Raw genomic sequence first — 16063 nt, forward strand, 5'->3', positions numbered from 1 at the left:
CCGGCCCCCGCGAGTTGGTGCTGGTCAGGGGCGGGTCCTGCGCGCCGCTGGTGCATTTGTCGTGGTTCTGGCGGATCCCCGTACCCTGGTGATCAAACCGGGGAGACCCGGCGCGCTCGCGGCGGGTGAACCATCGGACTGCCTGTGTGCGAAGACATGACGTGAGGAACATGCCTGTGGTGGAGAGCAGCCCCCGTGGTGGGCACGGAGACGATCCGGAGCCCCCACGCACGGCTGCGCCTCGCCGACCTCGAGTGGCACCGGACCCGGAGCGGGCCCGCCAGGACGTGCGGATCGTGGAGCGCATCGGCGCCGGCGACGAGTCTGCGCTGGCCGAGCTCTACGACCGCTACGCCAAGCCGGCCTACTCCCTGGCTCGACGCATCTGCGTGGACGAGGTGCTGGCTGAGGATGTCGTGCAGGAGGTGTTCCTCTCGGTGTGGCGCGAGCCCGGCAGCTACGTGCCCGGCCGCGGGGCATTTGCCTCGTGGCTGCTGACGGTGGTGCACCACAAGGCGGTGGACGCGGTCCGTCGCGAGGGGGTCCACCGTCGGCGCCAGGTGGTGATGGACGACGAGGTCCCCGAGCCCACGGGGTTGGCCGACCCCGGCGCCGACCACAGCGCGATCGACAACGTGCTCGGCGACGACGTGCGCCGAGCGATCGGGGCGCTCCCGCCGGACCAGGCGCGCGCCATGCTGCTGGCCTACTACGGCGGCTACACCCAGCGTGAGGTCGCCTCGATCGTCGGCGTGCCGCTCGGCACGGTGAAGTCACGAATGTTCGCGGCGTCGCAACGACTCCGCGGGGTGCTCGCCCCGATGGCGCTGGACTTCGGCATCGGCGGAGCACGTGTGGAAGGACAGGGCCTGTGAGCGCAGAGGGAATGGGCGCAGAGGGAATGGGCGCACACGGGATGGGCGCAGACCGGACGGGCACCGAAGCAGAGGGCAGCTGCGAGTACCTCGAGCTGGCGACCGGCTGGGCGCTGCACGCCCTCGAGCCGGAGGACGAGGCGTTCTTCGCCCGCCACCTGCCCGGCTGCGCGGAGTGCGCGGAGGAGGTCGAGGCGACCGAGGAGATCGCGCTGCTGCTGGCCGCGGACGTGGAGCAGGTTGATCCGCCCGAGCACCTGCGGGCCTCGGTGCTGGAGCTGGCGCGCGGGTCGGGCACCAGCGGCGGACAGACCTCGCCGGCGCCGTCCACGAGCGTCCCTGGTGCAGGCCCGAGCGGCAGCACCACGCCCGGCAGCCCGGGCGCGCACCGCCCCGTCGGCGGCCCGCTGCGCGGGCGGGGAGCCACCCGGGGTGGACCGGGGCGCTGGCTCGGTGGTTCGCGGCGCGCGCTGCTCGCTGCGGCGGCCGTGCTGGTCCTCGGCGTGGGCGTGGTGGCCGGCTGGGCCGGCGCGAACGTCTTCGACGGCTCGACCAGCACCACCCCCGCGGTGTCGGCCTTCGACCAGCCCCAGGTGGTCAGCGCGCTGTCCGACCCGTCGGTGCGCAAGGTGGCGCTGCGGGAGAAGGACCTCACCGGTGCGCCGATGGCCCTCTTGCTGGCCGGAGACTCCGGCACCATGGTGGTGCCCATGAACATGCCCGGCGCCGCCGCCAACAGCCAGTACGTGTTGTGGGGGATGAACGGCCTCGGTGACACCAGCCCGGTGATGCTGGGTCCAGTGACCACTACCGGGGCGCCCGCCGGTGCCCTCGGGGTGGCGCCGATGACCACGTCCGACCCCACCAGCTTCCCGATGTTCGCGGTGTCCGTGGAGCCCGCAGGAGCCCAACCGGCCAGCCCGGGCACCATCGTCGCGATCGGACAGGTCTCGGCGTGAGCGGACAACCAGAGCGGCAGGACGCCCTGCCAGAGGAGACCATGACCGAGCAGACCGTGCCAGCAGAGACCCCGCAGAAGGATGTGCGGCAGGAGACTGCGGCGCAGGAGAGTGCGCGGCACGAGCGGGAGGAGCGGGGCGTCGAGCAGCCCGACGACGGCTGGCTCGTGCGCACCCAGAAGAAGCACCGACGGTGGCGCGAGCGGCTGCGGCACCGGCGCACGGCGAACCTGGCGTACCGCATCAGCACCGGCGTGGTGGGCACGCTGGTGCTCTGCCTGGGCATCCTCCTCATTCCCTACCCCGGACCGGGGTGGGCCGTCGTCATCGCCGGGCTGGCCATCCTGGCCAGCGAGTTCTCCTGGGCGCAGCGCGTGCTGGCACAGGTCAAGAAGTTCTACTACGGCTGGACGCGCTGGCTGGCGTCGCAGCCACGCTGGATCCAGGCCCTGGCGTGGCTGGGAACTGCGGCAATCGTGCTGACCACGCTGTGGCTGATCGGCGCGCTGGCCCTCATGGCGGACCTCGTCGGCTATGACGCCGGGTGGGTGCAGTCACCCCTGTAGCGGGGTCTGGAACCCGACCAGCCGACCGCCCCAAGGGCGTCCGCGGAGGGCCCTTGCAAGAGCCCTCCGCGGGACGTGTTAATGTTCCCAACCGCACCGACCGACCAGGGTTCACCCGGGTCAGGCACGGTCCCGTGGCTCAGTGGAAGAGCGTCCCGTTCACACCGGGAAGGTCGCTGGTTCGAACCCAGCCGGGACCACCCTCACCTCTCCGGCAGGCTCCTGCCGACCTCCGCACCACCTTCGCTCCCGCCTCCCGTGCGTCTGCTGCCGGGCGCCCGGACGGGCACCGATAGCATCGGGGCACACAACGGTGACGCACCCCGTCGCCGGTCCCCGCGTCGTTCAGCACAAGGAGCCCAGCACCGTGGCACATCCAGTCGAGTCCGCCCCGCAGCACGTGACAGTTGCGGCGGGCACCACGGCCGGGACCACGGTGCGGGAGGCCGGACTGCCGGGCAAGGGTGCCGAGGCGATCGTGGTGGTCAAGGACGCCGAGGGCCGGCTGCGCGACCTGTCCTGGGTCCCGGACGCCGACACCGAGGTGGCGGCCGTCGCCGCAGGCAGTCCCGAGGGCCGCATGGTCATCCGGCACTCCTGCGCCCACGTGCTGGCCCAGGCCGTGCAGGACCTCTTCCCGGACGCGCGGCTGGGCGTCGGCCCGCCCATCACCGACGGCTTCTACTACGACTTCGCCATGCCGCGGCCCTTCACCCCGGAGGACCTGACGGCGCTGGAGAAGCGGATGCGCCAGATCATCAAGGGCGCCCAGCGGTTCTCCCGCCGCGTGATCGAGGTGGACGAGGCCGAGCAGGAGCTGGCCGGCGAGCCGTTCAAGCTCGAGCTGATCCGCGACAAGTCCGGCATCGACGACCCGGAGGTCATGGAGGTCGGCGCCGGCGAGCTGACCATGTACGACAACCTCGATCCGCGCAGCGGTGACCTGGTGTGGACCGACCTGTGCCGCGGCCCGCACATCCCCACCACCAAGCACATCCCCGCCTTCAAGCTCACCCGCAGCTCCGCGGCCTACTGGCGCGGCGACCAGAACAACGCCGGCCTGCAGCGCGTGTACGGCACTGCCTGGGAGTCCAGCGAGGCCCTGGACGCGCACCTCACCCTGCTGGCCGAGGCCGAGCGCCGCGACCACCGCCGCCTGGGCACCGAGCTGGACCTGTTCAGCTTCCCGGACGAGATCGGCTCCGGCCTGGCCGTCTTCCACCCCCGTGGCGGCATCATCCGCCGGGCCATGGAGGACTACTCCCGCATCCGGCACGAGCAGGAGGGCTACGAGTTCGTCTACTCCCCGCACATCACCAAGGGCAGCCTGTTCGAGGTCTCTGGGCACCTGAGCTGGTACCGCGACGGCATGTACCCACCGATGCACCTGGACGCGGAGTACAACGAGGACGGCACCCTGCGCAAGCAGGGCCAGGACTACTACCTCAAGCCGATGAACTGCCCGATGCACGACCTGATCTTCCGGTCGCGCGGGCGCTCCTACCGCGAGCTGCCGCTGCGGCTGTTCGAGTTCGGCACCGTCTACCGCAACGAGAAGTCCGGCGTGGTGCACGGCCTCACCCGCGCCCGCGGCTTCACCCAGGACGACGCACACATCTTCTGCACCCCCGAGCAGGTGCAGGAGGAGCTGACGTCGCTGCTGGACTTCGTCCTCGGCCTGCTCCGCGACTTCGGCCTGGACGACTTCTACCTCGAGCTGTCCACCCGCAACGAGGACAAGTACGTGGGCACCGACGAGAACTGGGCGGAGGCCACGGAGGCGCTGCGGGTGGCCGCGGAGCGCTCCGGCCTGGACCTGGTGCCCGACCCGGGCGGCGCGGCCTTCTACGGCCCCAAGGTGTCCGTGCAGGCGCGCGACGCCCTCGGGCGCACCTGGCAGATGTCCACCATCCAGGTGGACTTCAACCTGCCCGAGCTCTTCGAGCTGGAGTACACCTCCGACGACGGCTCCCGCAAGCGTCCGGTGATGATCCACCGCGCCCTGTTCGGCTCCATCGAGCGCTTCTTCGGGGTGCTCACCGAGCACTACGGCGGCGCCTTCCCGGCGTGGCTCGCCCCCGTCCAGGTGGTGGGCATCCCGGTGGCCGAGGCCTTCGCCGACCACCTGCTGGACGTGGCCAAGCAGCTGCGCACCCACGCCGTCCGGGTGGACGTGGACCTCAGCGACGAGCGGATGCAGAAGAAGATCCGCACGCACACCACCCAGAAGGTGCCGTTCATGCTGCTGGCCGGCGAGCGCGACGTGGAGGCCGGCGCGGTGAGCTTCCGGTTCCGCGACGGCACCCAGGTCAACGGCGTGCCGGTGGAGCGGGCCGTGGCGCTGATCACCGACTGGGTGGCGCGGCGGGAGAACGCCTCGCCCACTGCCGAGGTGGTGCAGGCCGAGCTGGCGCAGGGGGAGCAGGCACAGACCGAGCTGGTGCAGGCGGAGTGACCGAGCTGCGCCAGCACGGGGTGGGGACCCCCGATCGCCTGGAGCGCCTGTGGACCCCGCACCGGATGTCCTACATCGCCAGCCCGGTGGGGGAGGACGACCTGGGCGAGCGCGCTCCCGCGCCGGAGTGCCCGTTGTGCGTCATCCCGACCATGAGCGACGAGGACGGGCTGGTGCTGACCCGCGGTGAGCACGTGTACGCGGTGCTCAACCTCTACCCGTACAACCCCGGCCACCTCATGGTGCTGCCCTACCGGCACGTGGCCGAGCTGGAGGACCTCACCGACTCCGAGTCGGCCGAGCTGATGGCGCTCACCCGCGACGCCATCCGGGTGGTCCGCCAGGTCTCCCGCCCGCACGGCTTCAACGTGGGGCTCAACCTGGGCTCGGTGGCGGGGGGATCGCTTGCCGCACACCTGCACCAGCACGTGGTGCCCCGCTGGGGCGGCGACGCGAACTTCATCACGGTGCTCGGCGGCACCAAGGTCCTGCCCCAGCTGCTGGGGGAGACCCGGCAGCTGCTCGCCGAGGCCTGGCCCGCGCCGAACTGAGCGCCCGAGCGTCGGTCGCTAGGGTGACCCTGGTGAACCACGACGAGCAGAACACCGACGAGCAGACCACCGACGTCGCCGCCGAGCGGGCCGGCATCGTGCTCGGGCCGCTGCTGCGGTTCGTCGACGACCACCAGGCCACCGTGTGGGTGGAGACCGACACCGCGGTGCAGGTGACGGTGGAGTGCGACGGCGTCCGCCGCACCGAGCCCACCTGGAGCCTGCACGGCCACCACTACGCCCTGGTGGTGCTCGACGGCCTGCCCGCAGACGCCGAGCTGCCCTACACGGTCTCGCTGGACGACCAGCAGGTGTGGCCGCTGCCCGGGGCGCCGGCGAGCCTGGTGCGCACCACCTCCGACGAGGAGTCGGTGCGCCTGGCCTTCGGGTCCTGCCGGCGCGGTGAGGGCCACACCCCCGACCAGCTCGCGGCGCTGGGCGCGGACGCCCTGGTGGCCATGGCGCTGCGCATGCAGGAGCTCGACCACGCCCAGTGGCCGGACGCGCTGCTGCTGGTGGGCGACCAGGTGTACGCCGACGACCCCTCCGAGGCGATCCTGGAGAAGCTGCACGCCCGCCGCGCCGCCGGCGAGGGCCCGCCCGGGGTGGACGCCGGTGGCGAGGAGGTGGTGGACGAGATCTGCGACTTCGAGGAGTACACCTGGCTCTACCACGAGTCCTGGGGCTCCGAGCACGTCCGCTGGCTGCTCTCCACCCTGCCCACCTGCATGATCCTGGACGACCACGACCTGCGGGACGACTGGAACAGCTCGTGGTCGTGGCGCCAGCAGATCATCACCGAGCCGTGGTGGCGCTCCCGCGTCATCGGCGCCTTCTCCTCGTACTGGGTGTACCAGCACCTGGGCAACCTCTCGCCCACCGAGCTGGCCGAGGACAAGCTCTACCAGGCGGTGCGCGAGGCCTCCGGGGACGCCGAGCGGGTGCAGCTGCTGGCCGACTTCGCCTGGCGCGCCGACACCGAGCCGCAGTCGATGCAGTGGAGCTATCACCGTGACTTCGGGCGCAACCGCCTGGTGGTGCTGGACTCCCGCTGCTCACGCCGGCTGGACCCGGCCAACCGCGCCATGATGGACACCGCCGAGTGGGAGTGGGCGCGGCAGCAGGCGCTGCAGCCGCTGCCGTCGGGCAAGCCGGTGCAGCACCTGCTCATCGGGTCCACGCTGCCGTTCCTCATGCTCCCGGGCCTGCACCACCTGGAGGGCTGGAACGAGGCGACCGCGCAGGGGGCCTGGGGCAAGCTGGGTTCCAAGGTGGGGGAGAAGATCCGGCTGGCGGTGGACCTGGAGCACTGGGCGGCGTTCCGGCAGTCCTTCGACGACATGGTGGCCCTCGTCGCCGACGTCGCGCACCTGCCGGAGCCCCCCGCGAGCGTGCTGTGGCTGTCCGGCGACGTGCACTGCTCCTACCTGGCCGAGGCGCAGGTGCAGGACGTGGAACCGCGCGACACCGCGGTGCACCAGCTCACCATGTCGCCGTTCCGCAACCCGCTGAACAAGCCCATCCAGGTGGTCAACAAGCTGGTCAAGCGCCCCGCCGTGGCCGGGACGCTGCGGCTGCTGGCCCGGGCCGCCGGGGTGCGCGATCCCGCCATCCGCTGGGACGTGCAGGGCGGACCGTGGTTCGACAACGGAGTGATGACGGTGGTGCTCAAGGGGCGCAAGGCCAGCGTCGAGGTGGAGCACGCGTCCGTGGACGAGCAGGGCCGGCAGGTGCTGCAGCGAACACTGGTGCGCCGACTGGCGTGAGGTCAACGACTATCCTGCTCGCAGCCGCCCCGCAGAACCCGGGTGGATCCACTGATGCGGAGATGAGACGTTGAGCGCGTTCAGCACGTACGCCAGGTCGGCGCTGTCCAAGGGCACGATGTCGCTGGCCCGGTCGCTGGTGCGCATCGGCCTCACCCCGGACGCGGTCACCATCATCGGCACCGTGGCCAGCGTGGTGGCCGCACTGGTGCTGTTCCCCACCGACCACCTGCTCGCTGCGGCGCTGGTCATCTGGTTCTTCGTCATGTTCGACATGCTGGACGGCGCGATGGCCCGGGTGCGCGGCGGCGGCACCCCCTTCGGGGCGGTGCTGGACGCCACCTGCGACCGCATCGCCGACGGGGCCATCTTCGCCGCGCTGGCCTGGTGGGCGTTCACCACCGGGGACAGCCGGCCGCTGGCCGTCGCGGCGCTGCTGTGCCTGATCACCTCCCAGGTCACCTCCTACGTCAAGGCCCGGGCCGAGGCCAGCGGCTTCGCGGCGCACGCCGGCTTCATCGAGCGCCCCGAGCGGTTGATCATCGTGCTCACCGGCGCCGGGCTCACCGGGATGGGTCTGCCGTGGGCCGTGCACGTCGCGGTGTGGTTCCTGGCCGCGGCCAGCGTGCTCACCGTGGTTCAGCGGCTGCTGGCGGTGCGCAACGCCGACGGCGCCCGCGACCAGATCCCGGTCTGATCCGTGCGGGCAGCTGAGCGCGCCGCCGACCTGGGGTACGCGGCGGGATGGCGGGTGGTGCGCGCCCTGCCGGAGCCGGTGGCCGCCCGCCTCGCCGACGCCGGCGCGGGCCTGGCCGCGCGCCGGGGCGGTCCGGGCACCCAGCAGCTGCGCCGCAACCTGGCCCGGGTGCTGGGCGTCACCCCGGAGGAGGTGCCCGAGCAGCTGGTGCGCGAGTCGCTGCGCTCCTACGGCCGCTACTGGCGGGAGGCGTTCCGGCTGCCCGCCATGGACAAGGCGGCGCTGGCCGCGAGCATCACCGCCGACATCGAGGGCCGGGAGCACCTGGACGCCGCCCTGGCCCGGGGCAAGGGCGTCGTCGTCGCGCTGCCGCACAGCGGGAACTGGGACGTGGCCGGGGTGTGGCTGGCGGCCACCCACGGCACCTTCACCACCGTCGCGGAGCGGCTCAAGCCGGAGCGGCTGTTCCAGCGCTTCGTGGCCTACCGGGAGAGCCTCGGCTTCGAGATCCTCCCGCTCACCGGAGGTACGGAATCACCGGTGCGCGGGCTGGTCCGCCGGCTGCGCTCCGGCGGCGTCATCTGCCTGCTCGGCGACCGCGAGCTCAGCGGCGTGGGCATCACCGTCAGCTTCTTCGGCGAGAAGACCACCATGCCCGCGGGTCCGGCGCGGCTGGCCCGCAGCACCGGGGCGGCACTGCTGCCGGCGCACTGCTGGTACACCCCGCACGGGTGGCGGATGCGGGTGCACCCGCCGGTCGACCCCGCCCTGGACGTGCAGGCCGCCACGCAGGCCATGGCCGACCGATTCGCCGAGGGCATCGCCGCCCACCCGGCCGACTGGCACATGCTGCAACCGCTGTGGCACGCCGACCAGGCGGCGGGGCAGCGATGAAGATCGGGATGGTCTGCCCCTACTCCTTCGACGTGCCCGGCGGGGTGCAGGCGCACATCGCCGAGCTGGCCGCGGTGTTCATCGACCAGGGCCACGAGGTCAGCGTGCTGGCCCCGGCCGAGGAGGGCACGCAGCTGCCGTCGTACGTGGTCAACGGCGGCAAGGCCATCGGCGTGCCCTACAACGGGTCGGTGGCGCGGCTGAGCTTCGGGCCGAGCCACTGGGCGAAGGTGCGGCGCTGGATCGGGGAGAACTCCTTCGACGTGCTGCACATCCACGAGCCCAACGCGCCGAGCCTGTCCATGTGGGCGATGGCGGTGGCCGACGGTCCCATCGTCGCCACCTTCCACACCTCCACCACCCGATCGCGGGTGCTCAGCACCTTCCAGCCGGTGCTGCAGCCGTTCCTGGAGAAGATCAGCGGCCGCATCGCGGTGTCCGACCTGGCCCGGCGCTGGCAGGTGGAGTCGCTCGGCTCCGACGCGGTGCTCATCCCCAACGGCGTGCACGTGCGCGCCTTCGCCGACGCGCAGCCGCTGCCGGGCTTCCCTCGCGAGGGCGGCACGCTGGCCTTCGTCGGTCGCTACGACGAGCCGCGCAAGGGCATGCCCGTGCTGCTGGGTGCGCTGCCCCAGCTGGTGGCCGCCCACCCCGACCTGCAGGTGCTGGTGGTCGGCGGTGGCGACGAGGCGGCGCTGCGCAAGGCCGCCGGCCGCGCGGTGTCCCGCCGGATGGTGCTGCTCGGGCGGGTCAGCGACGAGGAGAAGGCCTCGGCGCTGCGCAGCGCCGACGTCTACTGCGCACCCAACACCGGCGGCGAGAGCTTCGGCATCGTGCTGGTGGAAGCCATGTCCGCGGGCACCGCGGTGGCCGCCAGCGACCTGGACGCCTTCCGGCGGGTGCTCAACGACGGGGCCGCCGGACGGCTGGTGCCCACCGGCGACTCCGCCGCCTGGGCGCGGCACCTGCACGAGATGCTCGGCGACGCCCCGGGCCGCGCCCGGCTGGTCGCCGCCGGGCGCGAGGCGGTGCAGAGCTACGACTGGCAGGTGGTGGCCCAGCGGGTGATGCAGGTCTACGAGACCGTCACCGCCGGCCGCGACCGGGTGCACGAGGTGGACCAGTGAGCACCTGGACCCTGCTGCTGGTCGTGGCGCTGGTCGTGCTGGTGGCGCTGGCCGCCCTGTGGAGCTACGGCACCGCCCACCGCCTCGACCGGCTGCACGTGCGCCTGGACTCGGCGTGGATCGCGCTGGAGGCGGCCCTGTCCCGGCGCGCCGTGGTGGCCCGCTCGGTGGCCCTCGCGGTGCCCCCGGGTGCCCGGGTGGACGGCCGCCGGCTCACTAGCCTGGCCGCCGGGGCCGAGCGCACCGACCGCGAGCGCCGCGAGACGGTGGAGAACGCGCTGTCGGTGGCGCTGGACCAGGTGCCGGTGGACCAGCTCTCGCCGCAGCTGGCCGCCGAGCTGGCCGACGCCCAGACCCGGGTGCTGCTGGCCCGCCGCTTCTACAACGACGCCGTGCGCGACACCCAGGCGCTGCGCAGCCGACGGCTGGTGCGCTGGTTCCGCCTGGGCGGCACCGCGCCGCAACCGCGCTACTTCGAGATCGCCGAGGCCGAGGTCGCCGACGCGACCGCCCCGCCCCAGCGCCCGGCCGCGCGGGTGCTGCTGCTCGACCCGGACGGCCGGGTGCTCATGCTGCGCGGAGCCAGCACCACCGCCCCGGACACCCACTACTGGATCACCACCGGTGGAGGGCTGGAGCCGGGGGAGTCGCTGGTGGAGGCGGGGGTGCGCGAGGTGGCGGAGGAGACCGGTCACCGGCTGGACGTCGCGGCGCTGCGCGGACCGCTGTGGTGGCGGCGCACCGTGCTGGAGCTGGAGGGCCGCACCGTGGAGGCGGCCGAGACGTACTTCGCGGCGTGCGTGCCGCCGTTCCTGCCGCACACCGACGGCTACACCGAGCTGGAGCAGCGGGTGTTCGCGCAGCCGCGCTGGTGCACGCCGGAGGAGCTGGTCGAGCTGGAGGGCCGCGGGGAGCAGGTGTACCCCCCGGGCCTGCCCGCGCTGCTGCCGGAGGCGCTCGCGGCGGCGACGGCCGGACCGGACGCCCCGGGCCCGGTGCTCAGGCGCATTCCCTGAGCCGGACGCCGGCGGAGGACGTCGGCGCCAACCCCTACGATGGAGCCTGACCGGCACCAAGCCTCAGCAGGAGATCGGGAGTACACCGTGAGCACCGCTCAGCCCAGCACCCCTCAGCCGTCCACCGCAGGCGGAACCGGCACGGCCCGCGTCAAGCGCGGCATGGCGGAGATGCTCAAGGGCGGCGTCATCATGGACGTGGTCACCGCCGAGCAGGCCAAGATCGCCGAGGACGCCGGCGCCGTGGCCGTGATGGCCCTGGAGCGCGTCCCCGCCGACATCCGCGCCGAGGGCGGCGTCTCCCGGATGAGCGACCCGGACATGATCGACAGCATCATCTCCTCGGTCAGCATCCCGGTGATGGCCAAGGCCCGCATCGGTCACTTCGTCGAGGCGCAGATCCTGCAGAGCCTGGGCGTGGACTACGTGGACGAGTCCGAGGTCCTCACCCCGGCCGACTACGCCCACCACATCGACAAGTGGCAGTTCACCGTGCCCTTCGTCTGCGGTGCCACCAACCTCGGCGAGGCCCTGCGCCGCATCACCGAGGGCGCGGCCATGATCCGCTCCAAGGGTGAGGCCGGCACCGGGGACGTCTCCAACGCCACCATGCACATGCGCACCATCTCCGCGGAGATCCGCCGGCTGTCCACGCTGCGCGCCGACGAGCTCTACGTCGCCGCCAAGGAGCTGCAGGCCCCCTACGAGCTGGTGGCCGAGGTCGCCGCCGCGGGCAAGCTGCCCGTCACGCTGTTCACCGCCGGTGGCATCGCCACCCCGGCCGACGCGGCCATGATGATGCAGCTGGGCGCCGACGGCGTCTTCGTCGGCTCGGGCATCTTCAAGTCCGGCAACCCCGCGCAGCGCGCGGAGGCCATCGTCAAGGCCACCACCTTCCACGACGACCCCGACACCCTGGCCAAGGTCTCCCGCGGCCTGGGCGAGGCGATGGTCGGCATCAACGTGGAGCAGCTGCCGGTGGACCACCGGCTGTCCACCCGCGGCTGGTAGCCCCCTCCGGATTGTCTGAACCAGCCTCACCCGAGCAGCCGAGGACGCCCGACCACCCTGGTGACCTGCCGACACCCTGGCAGGTCGCCAGGCGGCTCTCCCCGCTGCTGCTGGCCATCGCGCTGGTGGGGCTGTCCTTCGGCACGGTCGCGGTGGCCACCGGGCTCTCGGTGGCCAAGACGGTGGCCATGTCGCTGCTGCTGTACTCCGGGGGCGCGCAGTTCCTGGTGCTCGCCGCCGCGGCCGGTGGCGCGGGCCCGGTGGCGATGATCGTCGGCGGCCTGGTGCTCAACGCCCGGCACCTGCCCTACGGCCTGGTGCTGGCCGACGTGCTCTCCGGTTCAGGGTGGCGGCGCCTGCTGGGTGCGCACCTTATGACCGACGAGGCCACCGCGTTCACCCGCGCCCAGCCCGACCGCGCCCACGCCCGGCTGGCTTTCGCCGTCGCCGGGGTGCTGCTGTTCCTCGCCTGGAACCTGGGCACGGTGATCGGCGCGCTCGGCGGCAACCTGCTGGGCGACCCGGACGCGCTCGGGGTGGACGCCGCCTTCCCCGCGGCCCTGCTCGCCCTCGTCGCCCCGGCGCTGCGCGACCGCCTGGACCGCCGGGTGGCGGTGGCCGGCGCCACCGTGGCCCTGGTGCTCACCCCGTTGCTGCCGGCCGGCGTGGGCGTGCTCGCGGGGCTGTGCGGCGTGGTCCTGGCCTGGCGGGAGCTGCGCGGATGAGCCCGGTCAGCTGGTGGGTGATCGGCGTGCTCGCCGCGGGCACCTTCCTGATCCGGGTCTCCGGCGGGCTGCTGCGTCGGCGCGTGCACGTGCCACCGCGCGTGGTGCGGCTGCTGGGGCTGGCCGCGACCGCGCTGCTGCTGTCGCTGGCGGTCACCACGGCCGTGCTCGACGGGTCCTCCTTCGGCGGCTGGGCGCGCGTGCTCGGCGTGGGTGCGGGTCTGCTGGCGCTGTGGCGGCGAGCCCCGTTCGTGGTGGTGGTGCTGGTGGCCGCGGGCACCACCGCGCTGCTGCGCCTGGCTGGCGTGGCCTGATCCTCGCTGCGCCGGCGCAATTTCTGGCGCAATTCGCCGGTGCCCCAGAGAATTCGGCCGAATGCGCTGCCAACCGGCATTCTTTCTGTTGCCGAATGCTGTGTCGAGTGTCACTATTTGCGGGTGCCGGGTTGTTCATTTGACCAGGCCACGGGGGATGAGTCGGGTGCCGGGAGATGATCTTTACCGGCGAGTGTCGATGAATTGTTTTCTGTGCGCCGAACAGCGTCTGCACGCGTGCACCTATCGACTCCTCGGGCACCCGTCTGCACTGATCGAGAGGCATTCACATGGCTGAGACCAATCGTCGGAGCTTTCTGCGCACGGCCTCGCTGGGCGCGGTCGCGGTGGGAGCCGCCTCCGCGGTGCCGGGCGCGGTGCTGGCGGGCACGGCGCACGCCGAGCCTGCAGCCCGGGCCAAGCAGCTCGACGGGCCGGTGGTGCTGCTGCTGCGCGACGCCAGCACCGGTGAGTTCACCGTGATGCACGGAGAGCAGTCGTCGACGCTGACCGACAAGGCACTGGCCGCCCGGCTGACCCACGAGGCGCCCACCGCGCAGCTCTGACGCCGCGCCCCGCTCAGCCAACCTCCTGCCCAGCTCCGGGCAGCTTCCCCACTCTGCCGACCGTCTTGTCGGCGGGCTCCCGCGTGACCAGACCACGACCGAAGAGGTAAGAGATGTCCTCGCACCGCGAAGCCCCGGAGATCTCCCAGGACCCCGTCGCCGACAACACCGACGTGTACGCCTTCGTCAGCCCCGACCGGCCGGACACCGTCACCCTGCTCGCCAACTTCATCCCGTTCCAGAACCCCGACGGCGGACCCAACTTCTTCGTCTTCGGCGACGACGTGCTCTACGAGATCCACGTCTTCAACACGCCGATCACCGCGGAGGGGCAACGGCCGGACATCACCTACCAGTTCCGCTTCACCGAGACCTACGCCGACCCGGGCTCGTTCATGTACAACCTCGGAACCGTGTCGGTGGACCCGAACGGTTCCGGAGCCACCACCTACGCCAACCTCAACCGGCGCCAGACCTACACGGTCACCAAGGTGCTCAAGGACGGCACGAGCACCGTCGTCGGCGACGACATCCCGTCCCCGCCCTGCAACGTGGGGGTGCACTCCACGCCGAGCTACCCGCAGTACGTCCCGCCGGCCATCCGCCAGCTCAGCGACGGCGCCACGGTGTTCGCCGGCCAGCGGGCCGACGCCTTCTTCGTCGACCTTGGTGCGGTGTTCGACCTCGACGACATCAGGCCGCTGCAGTTCCTGCACACCGGCCCACTGTTCCCCGCCCCGGGTGTGGACTCCTTCCGCGGGCTCAACGTGCACACCATCGCGCTGCAGCTGCCCAAGACGCTGCTGGCCGCCGACGGCAGCAACCCCACCGACGTCATGGCGCCCAACTCGGTCATCGGGGTCTACGCCTCGGCCAGCCGCCAGGCGATGACCAGCGTGGAGGAGGACGGCAGGCGGGTGGGAATGGGCGCCTGGCAGCAGGTCTCCCGGTTGGCCAACCCGCTGTTCAACGAGCTGCTCATCGGCATCGGGCAGAAGGACCTGTGGAACGCCAGCTCGCCCACCAACGACGCCGCCTTCCTGGAGCGGGTGCTGCAGCCGGAGCTCGCCCGGCGGCTGCCCGAGCTGTACCCGCTGGTCTTCAACAACCTGCGCGCCTACACCAAGGACCGCAACGACCTGGTCCGGATCTTCCTCACCGGCTTCCCCGAGGGCCTCGTGCCGGGCTTCCAGAACTACACCGGCCCGGTGCTCGCCGACCTGGTGCGGCTGAACATGGCCATCCCGCCGGCCACCGCGCTGCGCGAGTACGGCGTGCTCGTCGGCGACCTGGCCGGCTTTCCGAACGGCCGTCGCGTGCCCGACGACGTCGCGGACGTCGAGCTGCGGGCTGTCGCCGGGGCGACGATCCCGGTGGTGGACTCCGGCTACGTGCCCGACCTCGCCGTGGCGCTGCTCGGCGACTACGCGGGCCAGGAGAACGGGCCGCTGCTGAGCAGCTTCCCGTACCTGAACATCCCCAACAGCGGGTTCGCCACCATGCCGCGCCCCTACGCGCCAGGCAGCTAGGAGCACCGACGTGGAACAGCAGCAGGTGCAGGGCGGATCGGTGGTGCTCGACATCGGTGGCGACATCGGCGCGCTGGTGGTCCACCTGCCCGATCGCTTCGCCGGCACCGAGATCGACATCTCACACGCGGGCAGCACGCGGGCTGTCGGGCACACCGGCGTGCACGTGCGAGCGGCTCCGGACGGCACCCGCGGGCTCACCGCGGTGTACCCCGAGCTCGTGTCGGGCAGCTACCAGCTGTGGGACCCGCACCAGCCGGGGCGCCGGCTGGGTCCGGTGGTGCACGTCGAGGGCGGGCTGGTGGCCCAGCTGTCCCTGCTGAGCTCGGCGCAGGCGCGCTAGCGGACCAGCAGGGCCGGGCGGTCGGGATGGTCGGTGCGCACCACCGCGTCGGCCACGGCGTCGCTGTCGGCGTCGCGCTCGTGGGCCACCAGTGCGGGCACCGTCCACGCCAGCTCGTCGGTAACCCGTCGCCGCAGGCTCGCCTCGCTCAGGTGCAGGTGCACCGCCAGCTCGGCGGGCAGGCCGCGGCCCAGCAGCATCGGCCCGGCCACCAGCACCACCTGGCCCTCCCCGCTGCGGAGCCGGGCCGCGCGGGTGGCGCGATCGGTGGCCGGGTCCCACAGCGTGGGCAGCCACTGCCCGGTGCCGCCCGGGCCCAGCGGGTCGAGCACCTCCCGGCGCAGCGCCGGCAGGTCGAACCACTCGTCGCGGTAGCTGTCGGCGTCGGTGCGCCCGTGCTCCAGGCGCAGCGACGCCGGGCGCAGCCACCACCGGAGGTCGACCACCGCGCAGGGGCGGCCCGCGGCGCGCAGCAGCTCGGCCACCGCCGCGGCCAGCTCCGCCGGGCGAGCAGCGTCAGCGCCGTCGAGCAGCACCCGCAGCGCCGGGCCGTGCTGCTCCACCCGCAGGCACAGCGCGACGATCTCGGCCGCCAGCGCGTCGGGGCTCACCGCCCGGAAGTGCGGTGCGCCGGAGGGGCCCACGGTCACGCTCTCTACGATATGGCCC

The 16063-nt window shown here is 72.5% G+C and carries 17 protein-coding genes and 1 tRNA gene; 17 read left to right on the forward strand and 1 reads right to left on the reverse strand.

The features are described 5' to 3' along the window. The first annotated feature begins 254 nt into the window (after nt 1-254). The 17 genes from AC3YNX_RS11445 to AC3YNX_RS11525 all read left to right on the forward strand — a co-directional run bounded on the left by AC3YNX_RS11445 (nt 255) and on the right by AC3YNX_RS11525 (nt 15394). Nucleotides 255-875, forward strand: a complete 621-nt coding sequence (locus AC3YNX_RS11445) for an RNA polymerase sigma factor (RefSeq protein WP_206517988.1) — start codon at nt 255-257, stop codon at nt 873-875. Continuing rightward, the gene (locus AC3YNX_RS11450) at nt 872-1834 is read left to right on the forward strand and encodes a hypothetical protein (protein WP_489995550.1); all 963 of its coding nucleotides are present in this window, start codon (nt 872-874) and stop codon (nt 1832-1834) included. The genes AC3YNX_RS11445 and AC3YNX_RS11450 overlap by 4 nt, the downstream gene beginning before the upstream one ends. Next, nucleotides 1831-2400 carry a TIGR02611 family protein gene (locus tag AC3YNX_RS11455; RefSeq protein ID WP_489995551.1) on the forward strand — a complete coding sequence of 190 codons (570 nt, stop codon included), beginning with the start codon at nt 1831-1833 and terminating at the stop codon, nt 2398-2400. The genes AC3YNX_RS11450 and AC3YNX_RS11455 overlap by 4 nt, the downstream gene beginning before the upstream one ends. Before the next feature lie 128 nt (nt 2401-2528). Next, nucleotides 2529-2600 (forward strand) — tRNA-Val (locus tag AC3YNX_RS11460). A gap of 167 nt (nt 2601-2767) precedes the next feature. Then, nucleotides 2768-4855, forward strand: coding sequence for a threonine--tRNA ligase (thrS, locus tag AC3YNX_RS11465; protein WP_489995552.1), 2088 nt, complete (start codon nt 2768-2770; stop codon nt 4853-4855). After that, nucleotides 4852-5406 (forward strand): ATP adenylyltransferase, encoded by a 555-nt coding sequence (locus AC3YNX_RS11470; RefSeq protein WP_489982970.1) that lies wholly within the window; start codon nt 4852-4854, stop codon nt 5404-5406. The genes thrS and AC3YNX_RS11470 overlap by 4 nt, the downstream gene beginning before the upstream one ends. 32 nt (nt 5407-5438) lie before the next feature. Next, nucleotides 5439-7172: an alkaline phosphatase D family protein gene (locus AC3YNX_RS11475; protein ID WP_489995553.1), complete on the forward strand. Its 1734-nt coding sequence runs from the start codon at nt 5439-5441 to the stop codon at nt 7170-7172. A gap of 70 nt (nt 7173-7242) precedes the next feature. Further along, on the forward strand, nt 7243-7869 hold the full coding sequence (gene pgsA / locus AC3YNX_RS11480; protein WP_346773845.1) for a phosphatidylinositol phosphate synthase: 627 nt from the start codon (nt 7243-7245) through the stop codon (nt 7867-7869). A gap of 3 nt (nt 7870-7872) precedes the next feature. Then, a complete protein-coding gene (locus AC3YNX_RS11485; protein ID WP_489995554.1) occupies nt 7873-8763 on the forward strand; it encodes a phosphatidylinositol mannoside acyltransferase in 891 nt (296 codons plus the stop codon). Beyond that, nucleotides 8760-9890, forward strand: coding sequence for a glycosyltransferase family 4 protein (locus AC3YNX_RS11490; RefSeq protein WP_127783244.1), 1131 nt, complete (start codon nt 8760-8762; stop codon nt 9888-9890). The genes AC3YNX_RS11485 and AC3YNX_RS11490 overlap by 4 nt, the downstream gene beginning before the upstream one ends. After that, nucleotides 9887-10906: an NUDIX hydrolase gene (locus AC3YNX_RS11495; RefSeq protein WP_489982973.1), complete on the forward strand. Its 1020-nt coding sequence runs from the start codon at nt 9887-9889 to the stop codon at nt 10904-10906. Before AC3YNX_RS11490 ends, AC3YNX_RS11495 begins: the two co-directional genes overlap by 4 nt. 39 nt (nt 10907-10945) lie before the next feature. Beyond that, a complete protein-coding gene (gene pdxS, locus AC3YNX_RS11500) occupies nt 10946-11917 on the forward strand; it encodes a pyridoxal 5'-phosphate synthase lyase subunit PdxS (protein WP_489982974.1) in 972 nt (323 codons plus the stop codon). Between the two features lie 11 nt (nt 11918-11928). Continuing rightward, the gene (locus tag AC3YNX_RS11505) at nt 11929-12642 is read left to right on the forward strand and encodes an AzlC family ABC transporter permease (RefSeq protein WP_489995555.1); all 714 of its coding nucleotides are present in this window, start codon (nt 11929-11931) and stop codon (nt 12640-12642) included. Continuing rightward, nucleotides 12639-12956: an AzlD domain-containing protein gene (locus AC3YNX_RS11510; protein ID WP_127783238.1), complete on the forward strand. Its 318-nt coding sequence runs from the start codon at nt 12639-12641 to the stop codon at nt 12954-12956. The genes AC3YNX_RS11505 and AC3YNX_RS11510 overlap by 4 nt, the downstream gene beginning before the upstream one ends. A 290-nt stretch (nt 12957-13246) precedes the next feature. Beyond that, nucleotides 13247-13522 (forward strand): twin-arginine translocation signal domain-containing protein, encoded by a 276-nt coding sequence (locus AC3YNX_RS11515; RefSeq protein ID WP_127783236.1) that lies wholly within the window; start codon nt 13247-13249, stop codon nt 13520-13522. Nucleotides 13523-13635: 113 nt separating this feature from the next. Beyond that, nucleotides 13636-15051 (forward strand): DUF4331 domain-containing protein, encoded by a 1416-nt coding sequence (locus AC3YNX_RS11520; protein WP_489995556.1) that lies wholly within the window; start codon nt 13636-13638, stop codon nt 15049-15051. Between the two features lie 10 nt (nt 15052-15061). Continuing rightward, nucleotides 15062-15394 (forward strand): hypothetical protein, encoded by a 333-nt coding sequence (locus AC3YNX_RS11525; RefSeq protein WP_489995557.1) that lies wholly within the window; start codon nt 15062-15064, stop codon nt 15392-15394. Here the strand turns inward: AC3YNX_RS11525 and AC3YNX_RS11530 are convergent. Continuing rightward, entirely contained in the window at nt 15391-16044 is a 654-nt protein-coding gene (locus tag AC3YNX_RS11530) for a nucleoside/nucleotide kinase family protein (protein WP_489995558.1), read from the reverse strand. The two genes, AC3YNX_RS11525 and AC3YNX_RS11530, sit on opposite strands and share 4 nt — an antisense overlap. Nucleotides 16045-16063: the final 19 nt, after the last annotated feature.

Source organism: Rhodococcus sp. Z13_19A, assembly GCF_058133575.1.

What these genes read in the sequence shown, in the direction of transcription:
- AC3YNX_RS11490 (WP_127783244.1), top strand. Translation starts at nt 8,760, where the DNA reads ATGAAGATCGGGATGGTCTGCCCCTACTCCTTCGACGTGCCCGGCGGG.
- pdxS (WP_489982974.1), top strand. Translation starts at nt 10,946, where the DNA reads ATGGAGCCTGACCGGCACCAAGCCTCAGCAGGAGATCGGGAGTACACC.
- AC3YNX_RS11510 (WP_127783238.1), top strand. Translation starts at nt 12,639, where the DNA reads ATGAGCCCGGTCAGCTGGTGGGTGATCGGCGTGCTCGCCGCGGGCACC.
- AC3YNX_RS11515 (WP_127783236.1), top strand. Translation starts at nt 13,247, where the DNA reads ATGGCTGAGACCAATCGTCGGAGCTTTCTGCGCACGGCCTCGCTGGGC.
- AC3YNX_RS11520 (WP_489995556.1), top strand. Translation starts at nt 13,636, where the DNA reads ATGTCCTCGCACCGCGAAGCCCCGGAGATCTCCCAGGACCCCGTCGCC.